At 76.1% G+C, this 20,570-nt stretch carries 11 protein-coding genes; 8 read left to right on the top strand and 3 right to left on the bottom strand.

The genetic code is table 11. From position 1 onward, the window contains the following. Nucleotides 1–176: 176 nt before the first annotated feature. Genes AC3ET3_RS27825 through AC3ET3_RS27800 form a run of 6 tightly spaced genes read left to right on the top strand, consistent with a single transcriptional unit; the run spans nucleotide 177 to nucleotide 15,538 of the window. Nucleotides 177–7,043 (top strand): SDR family oxidoreductase, encoded by a 6,867-nt coding sequence (locus AC3ET3_RS27825; RefSeq protein ID WP_435613079.1) that lies wholly within the window; start codon nucleotides 177–179, stop codon nucleotides 7,041–7,043. Further along, nucleotides 7,040–12,175, top strand: coding sequence for a type I polyketide synthase (locus AC3ET3_RS27820; RefSeq protein WP_435613078.1), 5,136 nt, complete (start codon nucleotides 7,040–7,042; stop codon nucleotides 12,173–12,175). Before AC3ET3_RS27825 ends, AC3ET3_RS27820 begins: the two co-directional genes overlap by 4 nt. After that, on the top strand, nucleotides 12,172–12,480 hold the full coding sequence (locus AC3ET3_RS27815; protein ID WP_432156746.1) for an acyl carrier protein: 309 nt from the start codon (nucleotides 12,172–12,174) through the stop codon (nucleotides 12,478–12,480). The genes AC3ET3_RS27820 and AC3ET3_RS27815 overlap by 4 nt, the downstream gene beginning before the upstream one ends. A gap of 3 nt (nucleotides 12,481–12,483) precedes the next feature. Further along, on the top strand, nucleotides 12,484–13,281 hold the full coding sequence (locus AC3ET3_RS27810) for an alpha/beta fold hydrolase (protein WP_435613077.1): 798 nt from the start codon (nucleotides 12,484–12,486) through the stop codon (nucleotides 13,279–13,281). Beyond that, a complete protein-coding gene (locus AC3ET3_RS27805) occupies nucleotides 13,278–14,483 on the top strand; it encodes a glycosyltransferase (protein ID WP_435613076.1) in 1,206 nt (401 codons plus the stop codon). The genes AC3ET3_RS27810 and AC3ET3_RS27805 overlap by 4 nt, the downstream gene beginning before the upstream one ends. Continuing rightward, a complete protein-coding gene (locus AC3ET3_RS27800; RefSeq protein WP_435613075.1) occupies nucleotides 14,480–15,538 on the top strand; it encodes a class I SAM-dependent methyltransferase in 1,059 nt (352 codons plus the stop codon). Before AC3ET3_RS27805 ends, AC3ET3_RS27800 begins: the two co-directional genes overlap by 4 nt. Nucleotides 15,539–15,587: 49 nt before the next feature. Here AC3ET3_RS27800 and AC3ET3_RS27795 read toward each other — a convergent pair whose 3' ends face one another. Further along, on the bottom strand, nucleotides 15,588–16,439 hold the full coding sequence (locus AC3ET3_RS27795) for a polysaccharide deacetylase family protein (protein ID WP_432156750.1): 852 nt from the start codon (nucleotides 16,437–16,439) through the stop codon (nucleotides 15,588–15,590). A 299-nt stretch (nucleotides 16,440–16,738) separates the two neighbouring features. Between AC3ET3_RS27795 and AC3ET3_RS27790 the strand changes: the two genes are divergently transcribed. After that, the gene (locus AC3ET3_RS27790) at nucleotides 16,739–17,083 is read left to right on the top strand and encodes a cupin domain-containing protein (protein ID WP_432133429.1); all 345 of its coding nucleotides are present in this window, start codon (nucleotides 16,739–16,741) and stop codon (nucleotides 17,081–17,083) included. Nucleotides 17,084–17,189: 106 nt separating this feature from the next. On the opposite strand, the gene AC3ET3_RS27785 is transcribed toward AC3ET3_RS27790, so the two are convergent. Beyond that, nucleotides 17,190–18,191, bottom strand: a complete 1,002-nt coding sequence (locus AC3ET3_RS27785) for a LacI family DNA-binding transcriptional regulator (protein WP_432133430.1) — start codon at nucleotides 18,189–18,191, stop codon at nucleotides 17,190–17,192. Between the two features lie 122 nt (nucleotides 18,192–18,313). Between AC3ET3_RS27785 and AC3ET3_RS27780 the strand changes: the two genes are divergently transcribed. Continuing rightward, nucleotides 18,314–19,471 (top strand): Gfo/Idh/MocA family protein, encoded by a 1,158-nt coding sequence (locus AC3ET3_RS27780; RefSeq protein WP_435613074.1) that lies wholly within the window; start codon nucleotides 18,314–18,316, stop codon nucleotides 19,469–19,471. On the opposite strand, the gene AC3ET3_RS27775 is transcribed toward AC3ET3_RS27780, so the two are convergent. Next, nucleotides 19,455–20,486, bottom strand: a complete 1,032-nt coding sequence (locus AC3ET3_RS27775; protein WP_432156752.1) for a LacI family DNA-binding transcriptional regulator — start codon at nucleotides 20,484–20,486, stop codon at nucleotides 19,455–19,457. The two genes, AC3ET3_RS27780 and AC3ET3_RS27775, sit on opposite strands and share 17 nt — an antisense overlap. Nucleotides 20,487–20,570: the final 84 nt, after the last annotated feature.

Below are 20,570 nucleotides of genomic sequence, written 5' to 3'. Positions count from 1 at the left end.
GAAAAGGAATTGGCCCGATTTCCGCCGCGGTGGCCGTGATCGGCCGCCTGACCGGATCGATGCGGCGGCTGACCTCGCGACTGTTGCTTCATTGACCAGCGAGTAACAAGCGGTCTACCTTTCAACGCGTTTCGCGCTAGCGCCTTTCCGTCAGTTTCACCTCGATTCGGAGAATCATGACGTCCGCTGTGCGTTCCGAGGATTTGATCATCGGCATCACTCCACTGGGTGAACCCGATCCGGGGCTCGCCCTGGCCGTGGGGCGCGCGGGCGGGCTGGGGGTGCTCGACCTGGGCGACGGCGACCGCGTGGCCCGTGCGGCGCTCGCGCGGCTGCGGGCCGCCGGCGAGGGGCCGTTCGGCGTCAGGGTCGGGGCGCGCTGCCGGCTCGGACCGGACGACCTGGACCCCGGCCCCCCGCGTACGGCGGTGCTGGCCCCGGACTCCGCCTGGCCGCTCGGTGACGCGCTCGCCCTGTTCCCGCGCGTACTGGTGGAGGTCACCGACCTGGCCGGCGCCCGCGCGGCGGCCGCGGCGGGGGCCCACGGGCTGATCGCGCGCGGCACCGAGAGCGGTGGACGCGTCGGGGAGTCGGGCACGTTCGTCCTGCTGCAACGACTGCTCGGCGAGCCGGAACTCGACCTCCCGGTGTGGGCGTGCGGAGGCATCGGCCCGCGCACGGCCGCCGCCGCGGTGGCCGGCGGGGCCGCGGGCGTGGTCCTCGACACCCAGCTCGCCCTGCTCGCGGAGTCGTCGCTGCCCGGGCCGGCCGCCGCCGCGTTGCGGTCCCTGGACGGCTCGGAGACGGTCGTGGTGGCCGGGCACCGGGTGCTGCGCCGCCGCGTCCCGGGTGCCGTTCGGCCACCGTCGGATCCGGCGGGCGTGGCCGTCCTGCTGGGCGCGCGGGACCCGGACACCCAACTGCTCCCGGTGGGTCAGGACGGTTTCCTCGCCGCCCGGTTCGCCGACCGGTGGGGGGACGTACGGCGCACGGTGCGGGCCGTGACCGACGCGGTGCGCGACGCCCTGCGGGACGCGGCACCGGCGCGGGCGCTCGGGCCGGACTCCCCGATGAGCCGGGCGCTCGGTACCCGGCTGCCCGTCGCCCAGGGCCCGATGACCCGGGTGAGCGACCGGCCGGCGTTCGCGGCGGCCGTGGCCGGCGACGGCGCGCTGCCGTTCCTCGCGCTGGCGCTGGCGGACGGCACGCGGACGCGGGAACTGCTGCACGACGCCCGTCAGGCGCTGGGCGACCGGCCGTGGGGGGTGGGGGTGCTCGGGTTCGCGCCGGAGGAGATCCGGGCCGCGCAACTGACCGCCGTACGGGAGATGCGGCCGACGCACGCGGTCATCGCCGGCGGGCGGCCCGCGCAGGCGGAGGCGCTGGAACGGGCCGGGGTGCGCACCTTCCTGCACGTGCCGTCGCCGGGGCTGCTGCGGCAGTTCCTGCGGGCCGGGGCCCGGCGGTTCGTGTTCGAGGGGGCGGAGTGCGGCGGTCATGTCGGTCCCCGGGCGAGCTTCCCGCTGTGGGAGGCGCAACTGGACGTGCTGGAGGAGCACTTCGGACGTGAGGGCGCCGACGGCGTAAGGGACGTGGAGGTGTTCCTCGCGGGCGGGGTGCACGACGAGCGGTCGGCGGCCATGGTCGCCGCGCTCGCCGCGCCGCTCACCGGACGGGGTGCCGCTGTCGGCGTACTGATGGGCACCGCCTACCTGTTCACCGAGGAAGCGGTCGTCCACGAGGCGATCCGGCCCCTGTTCCAGCGGCAGGTGATGGCCGCCGACCGCACCACACTGCTGGAGTCGGCGCCCGGTCACGCCACGCGGTGTCTGCCCAGTGCCTTCACCGCGGACTTCGCCGCGCTGCGGGCGCGGCTGCGCACGGAGGGCGTGCCCGAACGGCAGGTCTGGGAGGAGCTGGAACGGCTCAACGTGGGCCGGCTGCGGGTAGCCAGCAAGGGCGTGGCACGCGATCGGGCGGGCGGGCTCGCCCCGGTGGACGAGGAACGCCAGCTCACCGAGGGCATGTTCATGGCCGGGGAGGTGGCGGCGCTGCGCTCGGCGGCCACCACGATCCCCGAGCTGCACCGCTCGGTGACCACGGGGGCCGCCCACTTCCTGACCGAACGTGTCGCCGTGTTACGCCACTTGGCCGCGACCGAGCCACTGCCCGAGGCCCCGGCGCCGCTCGACATCGCCGTCGTCGGCATGGCCTGCATGTTTCCGCAGGCACCCGATCTGGCCACCTTCTGGGCGAACGTCGTCGGCGGCCGGGACGCCGTCACCGAGGTGCCGCCCGAGCGCTGGGACCCGGCCGTGCACCACGGCACCTCCACCACCTCGAAGTGGGGCGGCTTCCTGCCCCGCATCCCCTTCGACCCGCTGCGCTACGGCATCCCGCCGGCCTCGCTCGGCAGTGTGGAGCCGGTCCAGCTGCTGTCCCTGGAGGCCGCCCGGCGGGCCCTGGAGGACGCCGGGTACGGCGACGGGGGCCGGGGCTTCGACCGGTCGCGCGCCTCGGTGGTGTTCGGCGCGGAGGCCGGCAGCGACCTGTCGAACGCGGCGACGCTGCGGGCCGTACTGCCGGCCTACTACGGCCGGGTCCCCGACGGCCTGGACGGGCAGCTGCCCCGGCTCACCGAGGACTCCTTCCCCGGCATGCTCGCCAACGTGATCTCCGGGCGGATCGCCAACCGGCTCGACCTCGGCGGCGCCAACTACACCGTGGACGCCGCCTGCGCGTCGTCGCTGGCCGCCGTGGACGTCGCCTGCAAGGAACTCGCCGCGGGCACCAGCGACGTGGTGCTGTGCGGCGGCGCCGACCTGCACAACGGCATCAACGACTATGTGCTGTTCTCCTCCGTGCACGCCCTGTCCCCGACCGGCCGCTCCCGCGCCTTCGACGCGTCGGCGGACGGCATCGCGCTCGGTGAGGGCGTCGCCTGCGTCGTCCTGAAGCGGCTTGCGGACGCCGAGCGGGACGGCGACCGGGTCTACGGGGTGATCAAGGGCGTCGGCAGCTCCAGTGACGGCCGCTCCCTCGGCCTGACCGCGCCCCGTCCGCAGGGCCAGCGGGCCGCGCTGGAACGCGCGTACCGCAACGCGGGGATCTCCCCGGCCGACGTGGGTCTGGTCGAGGCGCACGGCACCGGGACGGTGGTCGGTGACCGCACCGAACTGGCCGTCCTCAGCGAGGTGTTCGACGCCGCCGGGGCGCGGCCGGGCAGCTGCGTGCTCGGCTCGGTCAAGTCGCAGATCGGGCACACCAAGTGCGCCGCCGGGCTGGCCGGCCTGATCAAGACGGTGCTCGCGCTGCACACCGGCGTCCGGCCGCCCACCCTGCACGTGGAGCGCCCCAACGCGGCCTGGGACGCGGACGGCAGCCCCTTCGTCTTCCACGACGGGGCCCGGCCGTGGGCGGTGCCCGCACGCGAACGGGTCGCGGGCGTCAGCGCGTTCGGATTCGGCGGCACCAACTTCCACGTGGTGCTGAGCGCCCACGACGGCGGTGTGCCGCCGGTGCGCGGCCTGGACGTCTGGCCGGCCGAGCTGTTCCTGTTCCGGGGCCGCGACGAGGCGGCGGCGCGCCGGGCGGCCGAGGAACTGCTGACGGCCGCCGCGGCGGAGGGCCGGCCCTGGCGGCTGCGCGACCTGGCGCTGGGCGCGGCCCGCCGGGCGGACGCGGGCACCGGGCCGGTCCGGATCGCGGTCGTCGCCACGGACGTCGACGACCTGACCGGCAAGGTGCGCCGGGCGCTGGCCGGTGAGCACGACCCGGCCCGCGGTGTCCATCTGGCCGAGGCACCCCTCGACGGGCAGGTCGCCTTCCTCTTCCCCGGACAGGGCAGCCAGCGCACCGGCATGTTCGCCGACCTGTTCGTCACCTTTCCGGAGCTGCACCACTGTCTGGAGCTCGGTCGGGACCACGTCGGCCCGCTGTATCCGCCGGCCGCCTTCGACGACGCCGCCCGGGAACGGCAGCGGGCCGCACTCACCGACACCCGGGCGGCGCAGCCCGCGCTCGGCATCGCCGGGCTCGCCGCGCACTGGCTGCTCGGCGCCGCCGGGGTGCGCCCCGACATGGCGGCCGGGCACAGTTACGGCGAACTGGTCGCCCTGTGCGCGGCCGGTGCCCTCGACCCGGCGACGCTGCTGCAGCTGAGCGCGGACCGGGCCGCGGCGATCCTCGCGGCCGCCGGGGACGAACCGGGCGGCATGGCCGCGGTACCGGCCGGTGCCGAGTCGGTCGCCGCCGCGCTCGGCACGGCCGGCGCGCCGGACACGGTGGTCGTCGCCAACCGCAACGCGCCCGACCAGACGGTGATCTCGGGCCCGTCCGACGACCTGGCCGAGGCGGTGCGGCTGCTGCGTGCGGCGGGGCTGCCGGCCCGGCCGGTCCCGGTGGCGTGCGCCTTCCACAGCCCGGTGGTCGCCGGGGCCGGGGACCGCTTCGCCGAGGTACTCGCCGAAGTGCCGGTACGCGCGCCCGAGTTCCCCGTGTGGGCGAACCGTACGGCGGCCCCGTACGCGGCCGACGCGGACGCGGTGCGGGCCGGCCTGGCCGCGCAGATCGGCGCGCCGGTGGCCTTCGTGGAGCAGATCGAGGCGATGTACGCGGCCGGGGCGCGGCTGTTCGTGGAGGCCGGACCGGGTTCGGTGCTGACCCGGCTGGTCGGGCGGATCCTCGGGGACCGCCCGCACCGCACGGTGGCCTGCGAGCCCCGGCCGGGCGACGGGCTGCGCGGCTTTCTGGACGCCCTCGCGCGGCTGGCCGTCACGGGGCAGCCGGTGCGCGCCGAGTGGCTGCTGCGCGGCCGGGACGCCGTGGACGCGCTGACCGCGCCCGCGCCGCGGCGGCCCGGCTGGACGGTGGACGGTCAGCTCGTCAGGACCGCCGCCGGAGACCTCCTGCCCGGTGCGCTCGCACCGGCCCGCCGAGTCGTGGAGAGCAGGGAGACGACTGTGACGACCAACCCCCCACCCGGCGTCCCGTCCGACCGGGACGCCCTCATCGCCGAGTTCCTCCGCACCAGCCGGGAGATGATCGCCGCCCAACGGGACGTGCTGCTCACGTACTTCGGGGCGGCGCCCGCGGCGGCCGTCCCCGGGCCGGGCACGGTGGTCCAAGCGGCCGAGCCGGTGCCGGTGGCGCAGGCGCAGCCGCTCCGGCCGGTGCCGCCAGAGCCGGTTACCGCCCATGGGGCCCCCGACACCACCCACATGACCGACACCGCCGACAGTGACAGCAACAGCGGCACCGGCACCGAGGACGTCCGGCAGGTCGTGCTGGAGATCATCAGCGAGCGCACCGGATACCCCGTCGACATGATCGAGCCGGATCTGGATCTGGAGGCCGACCTCAGCATCGACTCCATCAAGCGCGCCGAGATCGCGGGCGAGCTGGCCCGGCGGCTCGGGGTCGGCAACGGCGCTGACCTGACCGCGCTCGACGACTCCGAGGTGGAGGAGCTGGCCGGGGCACGTACCGCGGCGGCGGTGACCGACTGGCTCACGGCGCGGCTGGACGCACCGGGTCACGCCGCGTCCACGGCCCCGGTACCGGTACCTGAAGTGACCGTTGAGGCACCGGAAGTGGCCGGTGAGGCGCCGCGCCGGCAGGTGCTGCGGCCCGTGCTCCTCCAGGAGGCGGGCGGTACGCCGGACCCGGCCGCCGTGCTGGCCGGGACCCGCTGGGCCGTCCTCGGGGACGGCGGCGCGGCCGGGGCCCGCCTGACCGCGTACGGCGCCGACGTCGTCGTACGCGACGCGCGGCACGTGCTGTCGGACGCGGACGGGCCCGTGGACGGTGTGCTGTACCTCGGCGCGCTCACGGCCGACGGACCGCCGGTGCTGCCGGACGCCTTCCCCGTGCTCCGGGCGGCCGTGCTCGGCGAACCCCGGTGGCTGCTTGCCGTCGGCTCGCTCGACGGCACGGCGGCCGTGGGGCTGCCGGGGCTGTTCCGGACCCTGGCCCGGGAGTACCCGGGGACGGTCGCCCGGCTCGTCGACGGCGGGGACGCCCCGCTCGCCGACACGGTTCTCGGCGAGATCACCGCCGGCGACCGCACACCGGTGGTGCGGCGCACAGCGACGGGCCGGCACGGCTTCGAGCTGGTCGAGGCACCGCTCGGGGCGCTGGGCGACAGGGGTGCCGGGCCGGCCGGGGACGGTGCCGCGGAGGCGGCGGCGCTGGGCCTGGACCAGGACGCCGTGCTGGTGCTCGCGGGCGGGGCGCGGGGCATCGCCGCGCAGTGCGCCCTCGCGTTCGCCGCGGCGTCCCGCTGCCGTCTGGAGCTGCTGGGCAGGACGCCCGCCCCGGACGGCCCTGAGGACGCCGGCACGGCCGCCGCACGGACCCCGGCCGAGCTGCGAGCGGCGCTGGCCGCGCGGGGCGGACTGACGCCCTCGGACATCCACCGCGCGGCCGAACTGCTGCTGGCGCAGCGGGAGATCGCCGCCACGCTGGCGGAGGCGGCCGCGCTCGGCAGCCGCGTCCGCTACCGGTCGGTCGACTTCCGGGAGCCCGAGGCGGTGCTGCAGGCGGTCAAGGAGATCCACGCCGAGCACGGCCGTCTCGACGGGGTGGTGTACGCGGCGGGGGTGATCGAGGACCGGCTGATCACGGAGAAGACCCCGGAGTCCTTCCAGCGGGTCTACGGCACGAAGGCGGCCGGCGCCCGGGCCCTGCTCACGGCCTTGGAGGAACTGCCCGAGGGGCCCGCCTTCACCGTACTGTTCGGCAGCGTCGCCGCCGTGCTCGGCAACCGTGGCCAGGCCGACTACGCGGCCGCCAACGACGCCCTCGGGTCGCTGGGCGCGGCGTGGGCGGCCCGGACCGGGCACCGGGCGCTGACCGTGCACTGGGGGCCGTGGGCGCCCGCCGCCGGGCACGCCGGGATGGTGGGGCCGGAGCTGGCGCGGGAGTACGCGCGGCGCGGCGTCCGGCTGATCGACCCGCAGGAGGGCACCGCCGCGCTGCTGCGCGAGCTGGCCTGGGGCGATCCGTCCGTCACCGCCGTCGTCCACACGGTGTCGGGCTGGTGACCGGCGAGGTGACCGGCCGTCAGGTGCCGGTGGCCGTCGTGGGGATGGCGGTGCTGCTGCCCGGAGCCGACGGCCTGGAGGCCTACTGGCGCAATCTGCGCGACGGCGTCGACGCGATCGGCGAGGTGCCGGACGGGCGGTGGGACGCGGACTACCACCGGCCCGGCAGTGCCGGTGAGGCGCCGGCCGCGGACCGGGTGTACTGCCGGCGGGGCGGCTTCGTGGACGCGCTGGCCGAGGTGGAGGTCACCCGGTTCGGGATCATGCCGGCGTCGGTGCCGGGCACCGAGCCGGACCAGTTGATCGCGCTGCGGGTCGCGGCCGCCGCGCTCGCCGACGCGGGCGGCCCGGACCGGCTCCCCGACCGGCGGCGGATCGGCGTCGTCCTCGGCCGGGGCGGCTACCTCACGCCCGGTCTGGTGCGGCTGGACCAGCGGGTCCGGACCGCGGGCCAGCTGGTACGGACGCTGGGCGAGCTGCTGCCCGACCTGACGAGCGCCCAACTGGACCGGGTGAAGCGGGCGTTCACCGAACGGCTGGGTCCGGACAGCCCCGAGTCGGCGATCGGGCTGGTGCCCAACCTGGCCGCCTCCCGGGTCGCCAACCGACTCGATCTGCGTGGCCCCGCCTACACGGTGGACGCGGCCTGCGCGTCCTCGCTGGTCGCCGTGGACCAGGCGGTCGGCGCCCTCGCCGGCGGGCGCTGTGACCTGATGCTCGCCGGTGGGGTCCACCACTGCCACGACATCACCCTGTGGAGTGTCTTCTCCCAACTGCGGGCCCTCTCCCCCAGCGAGCGCAGCCGTCCCTTCCACCGTGACGCCGACGGCATCCTCATCGGCGAGGGCACCGGTGTGGTGGTGCTCAAGCGGCTGGCCGACGCGGAACGGGACGGCGACCGGGTGTACGCGGTGATCCGGGGCACGGGCGTGGCCGGCGACGGCCGGGCGGCCGGACTGGTCACCCCGGACCCCGGCGGTCAGGCGCGGGCGGTGCGCCAGGCGTGGGAGGCCGCCGGGCTCGATCCGGCCGCGGCCGGTTCGGTCGGCCTGCTGGAGGCGCACGGCACCGCGACCCCGGCGGGTGACGCCGCCGAACTCGCCACGCTCGCCGAGGTGTTCGGTGCCGGGGACGAGGACGGGGAGCGGGCGGTCATCGGCTCGGTGAAGTCGATGATCGGGCACACCATGCCCGCCGCCGGGGTGGCGGGGCTGGTCAAGGCCGTGCTCGCGCTGCACCACCGCACCCTGCTGCCGACGCTGCACTGCGACGACCCGCACCCGGCGCTGGCCCGCACCCGGTTCCGTCCGCTCGGCACGGCGGCCCCCTGGGAGACCGGTGCGGGGCGGCCGGTACGGCGGGCCGCCGTGAACGCGTTCGGGTTCGGCGGGATCAACGCGCACGTGGTGCTGGAGGAGGCGCCGGGTGCCGTCGGCGCCGCCGCCCCGCTGCGGGTGACGGAGCCCGAGCGGGTGCTGGTGCTCGCCGCCGACACCCCCGACCGGCTCGGCGCGCTGCTGGACGGCGACGACAGCACCGTACGGGCCGCGGGGCTCGACCCTTCGCGCCCTCGTCCGGCGGGGCGGGTCCGGCTCGGTGTCGTCGATCCGACGGCCGAGCGGCTGGCGCTGGCGCGGCGCGCGGTCGCCAAGGGGCGGCCCTGGCACGGGCGCGGCGACGTGTGGTTCCGGCCGGAGCCGCTGCTCGGCGGCGCGGGCGGCGGCCGGGTGGCCTTCGTCTTCCCCGGTCTGGAGGGCGACTTCGCGCCGCGCGTGAACGACGTGGCGGCCCACTTCGGGCTGGCCCTGCCCGCCCTGGGCCGGGGGCCTCGGGAAAGCGGTGGGGTTCCGGAGTCCGCGCGGCACGGGAGGCCCGGGGCCGGTAGCGGTACGGGGCAGGCGTCCGGGACGACCGGGGTGGCCGACCCCTTCGAGGGCGCCCCACCCGGCGGCGCCCCACCCGGCGGCAGGCGGCCGGACTCCGGGGCGGACGGCGGGCGGGCTGCGGCCGGGGCGGACGGCCGGTCAGGCTCCGGGACGGGCCGGGACGCCGGCGCGCGGGACGACGGCGGTGACCTGGGCCGGCACGGCTTCGGGGTCGTCGCCGTGGGCCGCCTGCTGGACGCCGCGCTGCGCCGGGCCGGGATCGTGCCGGACGCGGTGGCCGGGCACAGCGTGGGCGAGTGGACGGCGATGGTGGCCGGCGGCATGTACGACGGGGCCGAGGTCGACGCGTTCATGGCGGACTTCGACCCCGAGGCGCTGTCGGTGCCGGGGCTCGCCTTCGGCGCGCTCGGCGCGTCCGCCGAGCGGGTGGCGGCGGAGCTGCGCGACGGCGGCTGGACCGGGTCCGGCCTGGTGCTGTCGCACGACAACGCGCCCCGGCAGTCGATGGTGTGCGGCCCGGACGCGGCGGTGGCGGAGTTCGTGCGCGCCTTCCGCGCCCGGGGGGTGCTCGGCCAGGTGCTGCCGTTCCGCTCCGGTTTCCACACGCCGATGCTGGCGCCGTACCTCGGGCCCCTCCGCGAGGCCGCCGCCGGGTTCCGGCTGCGCCCGCCGACGGTGCCCGTCTGGTCCGGCACGACCGCCGCGCCCTTCCCTTCCGGTGAGGCGGACGTCCGGGCCCTGTTCCTGCGGCACCTGCTGGAGCCGGTGCGTTTCCGGGAGTTGTCGCAGGCGCTGTACGCCGCCGGCCACCGGGTCTTCGTCCAGGTCGGGCCCGGGCAGGTGGGCTCCCTCGTCGGCGACACCCTCGGCGGCCGGGACCACCTGGTCGTGGCCGCCAACTCACCCCACCGGTCCGGGCTCGCGCAGCTCCGCCGCGTGATGACCGCGCTCTGGACGGCCGGGGCCGGGGTGGCGCCCTCGCTGCCGCCGGCGGGCGGTGCGGGCACCTCCGCGGGCCGAGCGCCGGTACGCCTGAACCTCGACGGCGCGCTGGTGTCGCTGGCCCCGGAGTCCCTGGCCGAGCTCCGGCGGGAGCTGGCCGCGGCCCGGCCGGCGGCCCCGGCCGCGCCACGAGCGGACGCCGAGGGGCGGGTCGCGCCGGCCGCCGCACCGGCCGGCGGCGTTCCCGCGCGAGCGGCGGCCCCCACCTCGCCTCCCCGCGCCTCGATGCCTCCCGCCCCGCGGACGGGAACCACCACCGTGCCGGCCGGGGACCCTCTGGGGCAGGCGGTCGGCGGCCCGGCCCTGGAGGGGCTGGCCGCGCGGTTCCCGGTCGCCGCCGAGCTGGACGCGCTGCTGCGGGACACGGCGGACACGGCCGCCGCGCTGATGTCCGCGGCGCGGGACGCCACGGCCCGTGACTACGCCGCGCCGGGTACCGCGCGAGCCCCTGGCGGACCGCCCGGTGCGGCGGTACCGCCCGGCGCCCCGGCCCCCGCCCCGCCGGGCGGTACCGTGCCTTCCCCGGCCTCCCCCGCCCCCACCGGACGGTCCTCCGCCGCACCCGGGGGCGCCGTCCCGACCGGCACCGCGCCGGCCGGGACCGCCCCGCCCTTCGCCGCTCCCACCGCACCAACCATCGCCGGCCCGCCCGCCCCGGGCGCCCGCCCGTCCGGTGGGCCGGGCTCGTGGCGCGACACCGTGCGGGTCTCGCCCCAGACCATGCCCTACCTCCTGGACCACTGTTTCTTCCCGCAGCGGCCCGGCTGGCCGGACGTCGCCGACCGGTGGCCGGTGGTACCGGCGACGACGATCGTGGACCTGATGACGCGGGCCGCCGGGCGGGCGGTGCCGGGGCGGGTGGCGGTCGCGGTGCGCGGGGCGCGGTTCGAGGAGTGGCTGACGGCCACGCCGGCCGTGGACGTACCGGTGACGGTGACGCCCGAAGGCGGAGACCGGTTCGCCGTCTCCTTCGGCCCCCGGGCGCGGGCCACCGTCGAACTCGCCGACCGCCACCCGGCCCCGCCTCCCGTGCCCTGGCACACCGATCCGGCGACCGAGCGCGCGCCCGACCACACCGCGGCCCAGCTGTACACGGACCGCTGGATGTTCCACGGACCGGCGTTCCAGGGCGTCAGCGCGCTCACCGCGATCGGCGAACGGCACGTCCGCGGCGTGATCACCACGCCGTCGGCGCCCGGCGGCCTGCTGGACAACGTCGGCCAGCTCCTCGGCTACTGGATCATGGCGACCTGCACGGAGCGCACGGTGGTCTTCCCCGTCGGGATGCGGGAGATGCGCTTCCACGGACCGCATCCGGCGCCCGGCACGGACGTGGACTGCCTGGTGCGGATCACCACGCTCACCGACGCGCTGCTCGAAGCCGATGTCCAGCTCACCGTCGCGGGCCGGGTCTGGGCGGAACTGCGCGGCTGGCAGGACCGCCGGTTCGACAACGACCCGACCACCCGTCCCGTGGAACGCTTCCCGGAGCGCAACACCCTGTCCGAGGTCCGGCCGGGCGGCTGGACGCTGCTGCACGAACGGTGGCCGGACCTCGCCTCCCGGGAGCTGATCATGCGCAACTCCCTGGGCGGCGCGGAGCGTTCGGAGTACGCGGCGCATCCCCCGCGCGGCCGCCGGCAGTGGCTGCTGGGCCGGATCGCGGTCAAGGACGCCGTCCGGCGGTGGCTGTGGGACCACGGGGAGGGCCCGGTCTTCCCGGCGGAACTGCGGGTGTCCAACGACGCGGCGGGCCGGCCCCGCGTCACCGGGGTCCACGGCCGCCGGCTGCCGCCGCTGGACGTGTCGCTGGCCCACCGCGCGGAGGCCGGCGTGGCGATCGTCCGCCCCCGGGTGCCCGGCCGCCGACCCGGCATCGACATCGAGGAGGTCGTCGACCGCCCCGCGCAGACCGTCGCCACCGCGCTCGGCCCGGGCGAGATCCGGCTGCTGGACCGGCTGAGCGCCGCCGACGGCGCGTCGCGGGCGCTGTGGTTCACCCGTTTCTGGGCGGCCAAGGAGGCGGCCGCGAAGGCGGAGGGCACCGGATTCGGCGGCCGGCCGCGGGACTTCGCCGTACGGGACGCCACTCCGGACGGGGCCGTGCTGACCGTCTCGGGCCGCCGGGCCGGCGCCCACCCGGTGCGCTGCGCGCCGGCCGTCAGTCCGCCCCGGCTGCCGCCGCGCGAGTACGTCGTCGCGTGGACCACCGGCGCCGCACAGGAGGAGGAGTACGACCGATGAACCCCGTCACCGCCACCGAGGAGGCGGTCCTCGCCGACGTCACGGGCATGCTCGCGCGTCTGCTGGAGGACGAGTACGGCGTCGACGACGTCGAGATCGGGATGCGCACGACCTTCAACCGGGACCTGGAACTGGAGAGCATCGACCTGGTCACGCTCGCCGGGCTGCTGCAGGAGCGCTACGGGGACCGCGTCAACTTCGCCGAGTTCCTGGCCGGGATGGACCTCGACGAGATCATCGAGCTGACCGTGGGACGGCTCGTCGAGTACGTGGTGACCAGCCTGAAGGCGCTGGAGGCGAGCTGACCGATGACGATGGTCGACACCGGACGGCTGCGGACGCACGTGCAGCGGATCGGCCCGCGCGGCGGACCCACGGCGGTCCTGGTGCACGGGCTCCTCACCGACAGCCTCGCCAGCCACTACTTCACCCTGGGACCCACGTTCGCCGCCGCCGGCCTGGACGTGGTGATGTACGACCTGCGGGGCCACGGCCGCAGCGAGCGCACCGCCGGCGGCTACACCCTCGATGACGGCGTGGACGACCTGACGGCGCTGCTCGACCGGCTGGCGCTCACCGGCCGCCCGGTGCACCTGGTCGGCAACTCCTACGGCGGGACGATCGCGTTCGGCTACGCGACCCGGCACCCGGAACGCGTCGCGAGCCTGTCCCTCGTGGAGTCCGAGCCGGCCACCGCCGCCTGGGCGGTGAAGCTGGGCGGCATCCTGGAGCGGGTGGTGGGCGAACTGGCGCACCGGGAGTCGGACACGCTGGACTGGATCGCCGCGCACCGGGGCCACCACACCGCCCGGCTCGCCAAGGGCGCGGCCCGGCTGGCCCGGGAGACCACCCTCGGCCGGGACATCCCCGCCAGCCGCGTCCTGACGGAACGGCAGATCCGCTCCGTGCGCTGCCCGGTGCTCGCGCTGTACGGCGGTGACTCCGACCTCGCGGCGCTCGCGCCCTGGCTGGCGGGGCTGCTGCCGGACTGCCGGACGGTGGTGATCCCCGGGCACGAGCACTCGGTGCTGGTGGAGGCCGCGGAGGTGGTGGGCCGCCATGTGCTGGCGCTCATCCGTGAGTCGGACGGGTCGGCCGTCCGGTGAGCCGGTTCCTGTTCGTGGTGCCGCCGCTGGTGGGACACATCAACCCCCTGGTGGGGGTGGCCGCGCGACTGGCTGAGCGCGGGCATCGGGTGGCCTGGGCCTGCCCGGACCCGGGGCTGGTGGCCCGGCTGGCGGGCCCCGGCGCGGTCGTCCACCCGTGCGCGGGCCCCGCGCACGGCGGCGACCCGGCTCGGCGGCCGCCGGATCTGCGCGGTCCGGAGGCGCTGCGGTTCCTGTGGGAGTGGTATCTGCTGCCGCTGGCCGAGGCGATGGCGCCGGGGGTGCGGGCGGCGGTCGAGGCGTTCCGGCCGGATGTGGTGGTCGCCGACCAGCAGGCGTTCGCGGGGGCGCTGGTCGCGGAGCGGCTGGGGGTGCCGTGGGCGACCTCGGCGACCACCACCGCCGAGCTGACCGACCCGCTGGCCGGGCTGCCGAAGGTGCGGGCCTGGGTGGAGGAGCGGCTCGCGCGGCTGCGGCGCGCGGTGGGTGACCCGTCGGGGGCCGCCGACCCGCGGTTCTCGCCGAGCCTTCTGCTGGCCTTCAGCACACCGGAGCTGGCCGGTCACGTCGAGGGGCGCGCGGTCCGCTGGGTCGGCCCCTCGATCGACGCGCGCCCCGTGGCCCCCGGGTTCCCCTGGGAGTGGCTCGACCCCGGCCGGGCGACCGTGCTGGTGACGCTGGGCACCGCGAACGCGGATGTGGGCGGGCGGTTCCTCGCGCTGTGCCGGGACGTGGTGCGGGAGCGCGCCGGCCGGGCGCAGGCGGTGATCGCCGACCCGGGCGGCACGCTGGCCGCGGAGGGCTCCGGCGGCTCCGGCGGCTCCGGCGGCTCCGGCGAGGACGTGCTGGTCGTCCCGTCGGTGCCGCAACTCGCGCTGCTGGAGCGCGGGGTGGGGGCGGTGGTGTGTCACGCCGGGCACAACACCGTCTGCGAGGCGCTGTGGCACGGCGTGCCGCTGGTCGTGGCGCCCGTCCGGGACGACCAGCCCGTGGTGGCCGCGCAGGTGGTGGCGGCGGGGGCGGGGGCTCGGGTGCGGTTCGGCCGGGTGGGTGCCGCGGGACTGGGCGCGGCGCTCGACACGGTCCTGCACGACCCCGCGTACCGGGCCGCCGCCGGGCGGGTCGGCGCGGGATTCCGCGCGGCGGGCGGAGCCCCGGCCGCCGCGATCCATCTGGAGCTACTGGCCCGGGAGTCCATATGAGCGACGACGAACGGATCGGCGCCCTGCGCCCCCGCTACCGGGCCGACCTCGCGGCCGGTGTCGGGCGGTTCTTCGCACCCCGGCGCGCCGACTGCCCGTGGTGCGGCTCGGACCGGCTGGCGACCCGGCTGCGCACCACCGACCTGCTGCAGCACAAGCCGGGCCGGTTCACGCTGGACCGGTGCGGGGCGTGCGGGCACGTCTTCCAGAACCCGCGGCTGAGCGAGGCGGGACTGGAGTTCTACTACCGCGACTTCTACGACGGGCTGGGGGAGAAGAAGCTCGGGAACACGTTCGGCGGGCGGACGGCAATGTACCGCGCTCGGGCCGAGGCGCTGCTGCCGTACGATCCGGCGCCCAAGTCCTGGCTGGACGTCGGCACCGGGCACGGGCACTTCTGTGCCGCCGCGCGGGAGGTGCTGCCGGGGACCGTGTTCGACGGGCTCGACATGACCGAGGGGGCCGAACTCGCCGAGCGGGCCGGGCGGGTGGAGCGCGGGTACCGGGGCGGCTTCCCGGAGCTGGCGGGTGAGCTGGCCGGCCGGTACGACGTGGTGAGCATGTTCCACTGTCTGGAGCACAGCACCGATCCGGGACGTGAACTGCGGGCGGCGCGGGAGGTGGTGCGGCCGGGCGGGCATCTGCTGATCGAGGTACCGGATCCGCAGAGCCGGTACGCGCGGCTGCTCGGGCGGTGGTGGCTGCCGTGGCTGCAGCCGCAGCATCTGCACCTGGTGCCGGTGGGCAATCTGCGGGAGCGGCTGGCCGCGCTGGGGTTCACGGTGGTGGCCGAGCAGCACCGGCAGGCGCACGACCCGGTGGATCTGCTGGCCGCGGTGTGGCTGGCGCTGGATCACATCGCCCCGCGCGAGGACGCGCCGTGGCTGGAGCGGCGGCCGGGACACGTGCGGCGTGCGGTGCGGGCGGGGCTGCTCCTCGCGGGGGTTCCGTTCCTCGTGGCGGCGACGGTGCTCGACCGGCTCGCGGCGCGGACGGTGGTCGGGCCGCTCGGGTTGTCCAACGCCTACCGGCTGGTGGCGCGCCGGGACGGCTGAGCGCGACCGCCGTCGCCGGCGAGAGGGACCGGGGAACGCCGGGCGCGAGTCAGAGGTAGTCCTCCAGGCGGGCCACGGTGAAGCCCTGTTCCCGGATGTGCCGCAGCAGGTGGGCCGTCATCTCGGTCATCGTCGTGCCCTTGAGTTCCGAGGGCCCGCGGAAGTGCGCCAGGATGATGTCGCCGGGCCGGAGTTTCCCGCCGGGCAGCTGGTACCGCATGTTCGTGATCTGCATGGACTCGCGCCACAGCACGATCGCCTCGACGCCGCAGGACGCGGCGGCGGCCCGGGTGTCCTCGTTCCAGTTGCCGTAGGGCGGCCGGAACAGCCTCGGCACGGTGCCGTAGTGGTCCTTGAGCTCGCTCTGCTGGCCGCAGATCTCCCGCTTCTGGGCGGCGGCGTCCAGGGTCCGCAGGTTCGGATGGGTCAGCGTGTGGTTCTGGACGCCGTTGCCGAGGGTCTGGAGCCGCTTGAAGTAGCCGTAGTCGGAGCGGATGGCGGCGTCCGTGAGGAACATCGTGAAGGGAATGTCCAGTTCGCGCATCATCGTCACGAAGCGGGGGTCCTTCTCCGCCCCGTCGTCGAAGGTGAGGAAGACGATCTTCTCCTCGGTGGGTATCTCGCTGATCACCGGTACCCGGCTGCCGTCGGCCCCGGGGCGCACCGGCTTGGTGGCGGGCGGGGCGGGCGGGACGGCCAGCGGTTCGATGCCCCACTTGCGGTAGGCGGCCTCGACGGCCGCGCGGTCGGCCGCGGCGCCGTCTGCGGGGTCCGGGGGCACCACGGGCCGGTTCGGCGCGCTGGGCCCGGGAGCGGCGGACGGCTCGGCCGTGCAGCCGGTCGCCGATGCCGCCGCCACCAGTGCGCAGGCCAGTATCGCCCGCCTGATCCGCCAGTTCATGGTGGTGCCCCCATGCCGTGCCCGCTCGACGCCCTGTCCCCCTGCTTGATGCCGAACGGGCGTACGGGGTTCCATCACCCTTGCGGACCCCGGCGGGCGGGTCCGCTGACCCGCCGCGCGGCCAGGGACCGTCGGCGTCCGGGCGCGGACGGTCTCCCCGGTCGGCCTCACCGCGGGCCGCGGTCGCGGCCCGCCCGGCGGGTGCCGGGGTACGCCGCGACGTTGTGTCGGCTCGGTGCCCGGTATCCCCCACACTGTGTCCACGCCCGCGCCCGGCCCGTTCGCCCTAGGGTCGCCGCATGACGCACAGCTTCGCCCTGCACATCGCCGACGCCGACCTGGAACCGGAGCCGCTGGATCCCGCCCAGATCGTCTCCGGGTCACCGGAGGTGAGCGGCAAGGTGGTGTGGGAGTCGCCGGACGGCGGTCAGCTGCGCGGCATCTGGCAGATCACGCCCGGGGTGGTCACCGACACCGAGGCCGACGAACTGTTCGTGGTGATCAGCGGCTCGGCGACGATCGAGGTGGCGGACGGGCCCACCCTCACCGTCGGGCCCGGCGACATGGCGGTCCTGCGCGCCGGCGACCGCACGACGTGGACGGTGCACGAGACGCTGCGCAAGGCCTACGCGATCACCCTCTGAGGGGACGCCGGACGCCCCCCGGACCGCACGCCGCCGGGTCCGCCCGCCTCTCGCGGACCGCACGCCGCCGGCTCCGCCCGCCTCTCGCGGGCCACCGGGCGCCGGCTCACCCGCCCACCGGCGCCGTCGTCCCGCGGATCTCCAGGGTCGGCGCGGCCAGGTGGAGGCGCCCCTCTCCCCCAGGCCGTTCCAGCCGGTCCAGCAGGCAGCGGGCGGCGTGGCGGCCGACCTCGTGGCCGGCCGGGTCGACGGTGGTCAGCCACAGGTGGCGCAGCCGGGAGATGCTGGTGTTGTCGTAGCCGACCACCGACAGGTCGTGCGGCACCCTGAGGCCCAGGTCCTCCGCCGCCGACAGCACGCCGACGCAGGCCATGTCGTTGACGGCGAACACCGCGGTGGGCCGGTCGGGGCGGCCGAGCAGCCGGACGGCGGCGCGGTGACCGCCCTCCTCGGTCATGTCGCAGGCTTCGGTCACCACCCGCCGGCCCGGTCCGTGCGCCCGCATCGCCGCCTCGAAACCGCGCCGCCGCAGCGCGCCGACCGCGCCGTGTCCCGCGAGGTGGGCGATCCGGCGGTGGCCCAGCCCGAGCAGGTGCTCGGTGGCCAGCCGCGCCCCCTGTTCGTCGTCGTCGGCGACCACGTCCACGCCGGCCGGCACGGCCTCGCGCGCGCCCGCGACGACCACCGGCATCCGCGCCGCGACCGTGTCCAGGGCCGTCAGGTCGGGCAGGGTGCCGACCACCACCAGGCCGTCGGCCTGGACGTCGAGGAACGGCCCGGCGAGATCGTGGCCGACCCGGCGGGCGAGGCGGGCGTCGGCGAGCAGCATGTGCAGTCCGCTCGCGTGCAGCAGCGAGTTGAGGCCGTCCAGCAGATCGACGTACCAGGGGTTGCGCAGGTCGTCGAGGAGCACGCCGACGGTGCGGGTGCGCTGCTCGCTCAGGCTGCGGGCGGCGGCGTTGGGCCGGTAGCCCAGCTCGCGCACGGCCTCCAGCACGGCCTGCCGCTTCTCCGGGCGCACCTGCTCGGAGCCGCGCAGCACGAGGGAGACCAGGGACTTGGACACTCCGGCCCGGTCGGCCACGTCGCGGATGGTCGGCGGTCTCATGGTTGTGGACCGTTCCATGGCCGCGACGCGTTGTCAAAGGGCGGTGGAAGCCTTGACATGCTGGCGAAAGTGCCCGCAGGGTGACCCGGACAGGTAGTGGACCGGTCCAAAGAGGGGCTGTCATGGTGGATGAGCTGGGTGTCGCCGTCGTCGGGTTCGGCTGGATGGGCCGGGTGCACACCCAGGCGTACGCCCGCGTGCCGCATCACTTCCCGCTGCCGGCCCTGCGTCCGCGGCTGGTGGCCGTCGCCGAGGAGGTGCCGGGGCGCGCCGAGGAGGCCGCCGAGCGGTACGGCTTCGCGTCGGCCACCCGGGACTGGCGGGAGGTGGCCGCCGATCCGCGGGTCCAGGCGGTCAGTGTCACCGCGCCGAACTTCCTGCACCGCGAGATCGGCGTGGCGATGGCCGCGGCGGGCAAGCACCTGTGGATCGAGAAGCCCGTGGGTCTGACCGCCGGCGACGCCCGCGCCGTGGCGGACGCGGTCGCCGCGGCGGGCGTGTGCGGCGCGGTCGGCTTCAACTACCGCAACGCGCCCGCCGTGGAGCGGGCCCGCGATCTGATCGCCGCGGGCGAGCTGGGCCGCGTCACCCATGTCCGCATCCGCCTGTTCAGCGACTACGCCGCCCACCCGGACGGTGCGCTGACCTGGCGCTACGAGCGGGAGCGCGGCGGCAGCGGGGTCCTCGGGGACCTCGCTTCGCACGGCGCCGACCTGGCCCGCTTCCTGCTCGGTGACATCGCCGCGCTGACCGCCGACACCGCCGTCTTCCTGCCGGAGCGGGCCCGCCCGGCCGGCGCCACCGCGGGCCACACCCTCGCCTCGGGCGGCGAGCGGGGGCCGGTGGAGAACGAGGACTACGTCAGCTGCCTGCTGCGCTTCGCGTCCGGTGCGCGCGGCGTGCTGGAGGCGTGCCGGGTGTCGGTCGGCGAGCAGAACAACTACGGCTTCGAGGTGCACGGCACGAAGGGCGCGGTGTTCTGGGACTTCCGCCGCATGAACGAATTCGGCGTCAGCCTCGGCACCACCTACCAGGACCAGCCGGTCAGCACCGTGTACGTGGGCCCCGGCGACGGCGAGTACGGCGCCTTCCAGCCGGGCGCGGCCAACGCCATGGGCTACGACGACCTCAAGGTGATCGAGGCGTACCGTTTCCTGCGCTCGATCGCCGAGGGCGTCCCGCACGGGGCGACGCTCGCGGACGCCGTGCACAGTGCCGCCGTACTGGACGCGATGGCGCGGTCCGCCGAGACGGGCGGCTGGGTCACCCCTCAGGCATAGCGGGCAGGTTGTAGGGCGTGACCACCTGGATGGCCGACGGCAGGGTGGGCCCGGCGGGCGGCAGCGCGCCGTGGGCGCGCATCACCAGGTGGCAGGCCTCGCGCATGTCCTGGCGCAGGTCGTGGTGGAGGACGGCGGACAGCCGGTGCTCGCGCAGCAGGCGGGTGTTGTCGTGGTCGAGGTCGTGGGCGACGAACACGGCGCACGTACGCCCCAGGTCGGCGAAGGCGCGCAGGGTGGCGATGTTGCCGCCGCCGATGGAGTAGACGGCGCCGATGTCCGGGTCGCGTTCGAGGGCGGCGCGCACCAGGTCGTACTGGGTGGTGTCCAGGCCCTGGCCCTCGGTGATCTCGACGAGCCGGCGCTCGGGGTGGCGGGCCCGCATGACGCCGCGGAATCCCATCTCGCGCTCCTCCTCGTTGCGGAAGAAGCCGCTGCTGAGGCTGGTGAGCACATGGCCGGGCCGGTCGCCGAGCCACTGGCCCATGAGGTACGCGGCGGTGGCGCCGGCGGCCCGGTTGTCGCTGCCGACGTAGCCGACGCGGGCGCTGGCGGGCAGGTCGGTGACCAGGGTGACCACGGGGATCCCCGCCGCGGCCAGCCGGCCCACGGCCGCGCCGATCTCGGGCACGTCGGGCGCCTTGAGGATCACACCCTGGGAGCCGCGCCGCGCGATCCGGTCCAGGGTCCTGACCTGCTCGGCGGCCGGCCCGGTCTCGCGGAAGTGGAAGCGGGAGCGCACCACCGCCGGGTGCAGCGACGGCAGCTCGGCCTCCAGCGCGGTGCGCACGGCGGTGGTGAACCGCTCGGGCGCCTGCATGACGATGTCGACCATGAAGGTACGGCCCACCAGGCGGACCTGGGTGCGCTGCCGGTCCAGGTCGGCGATGGCGCGGTACACCTCCCGCGCGGTGGACTCGCGCACCCCGCCCCGCCCGTTGAGCACACGGTCGACGGTGGCCTCGCTCAGACCCGCCTGACGTGCGATCTCACGGATCGGGAAGGGATGGCCCACGGCTGACTCCTGGCTGATCGCTTGAGGGGTTTTTGATGGCTTGCTGCCGGTTGTTCGAGGTGTTTGTCATGACAAGAATGGCAG

This window comes from Streptomyces sp. bgisy159 (assembly GCF_057707805.1).
This window is presented reverse-complemented; position numbering and strand designations above follow the sequence as displayed.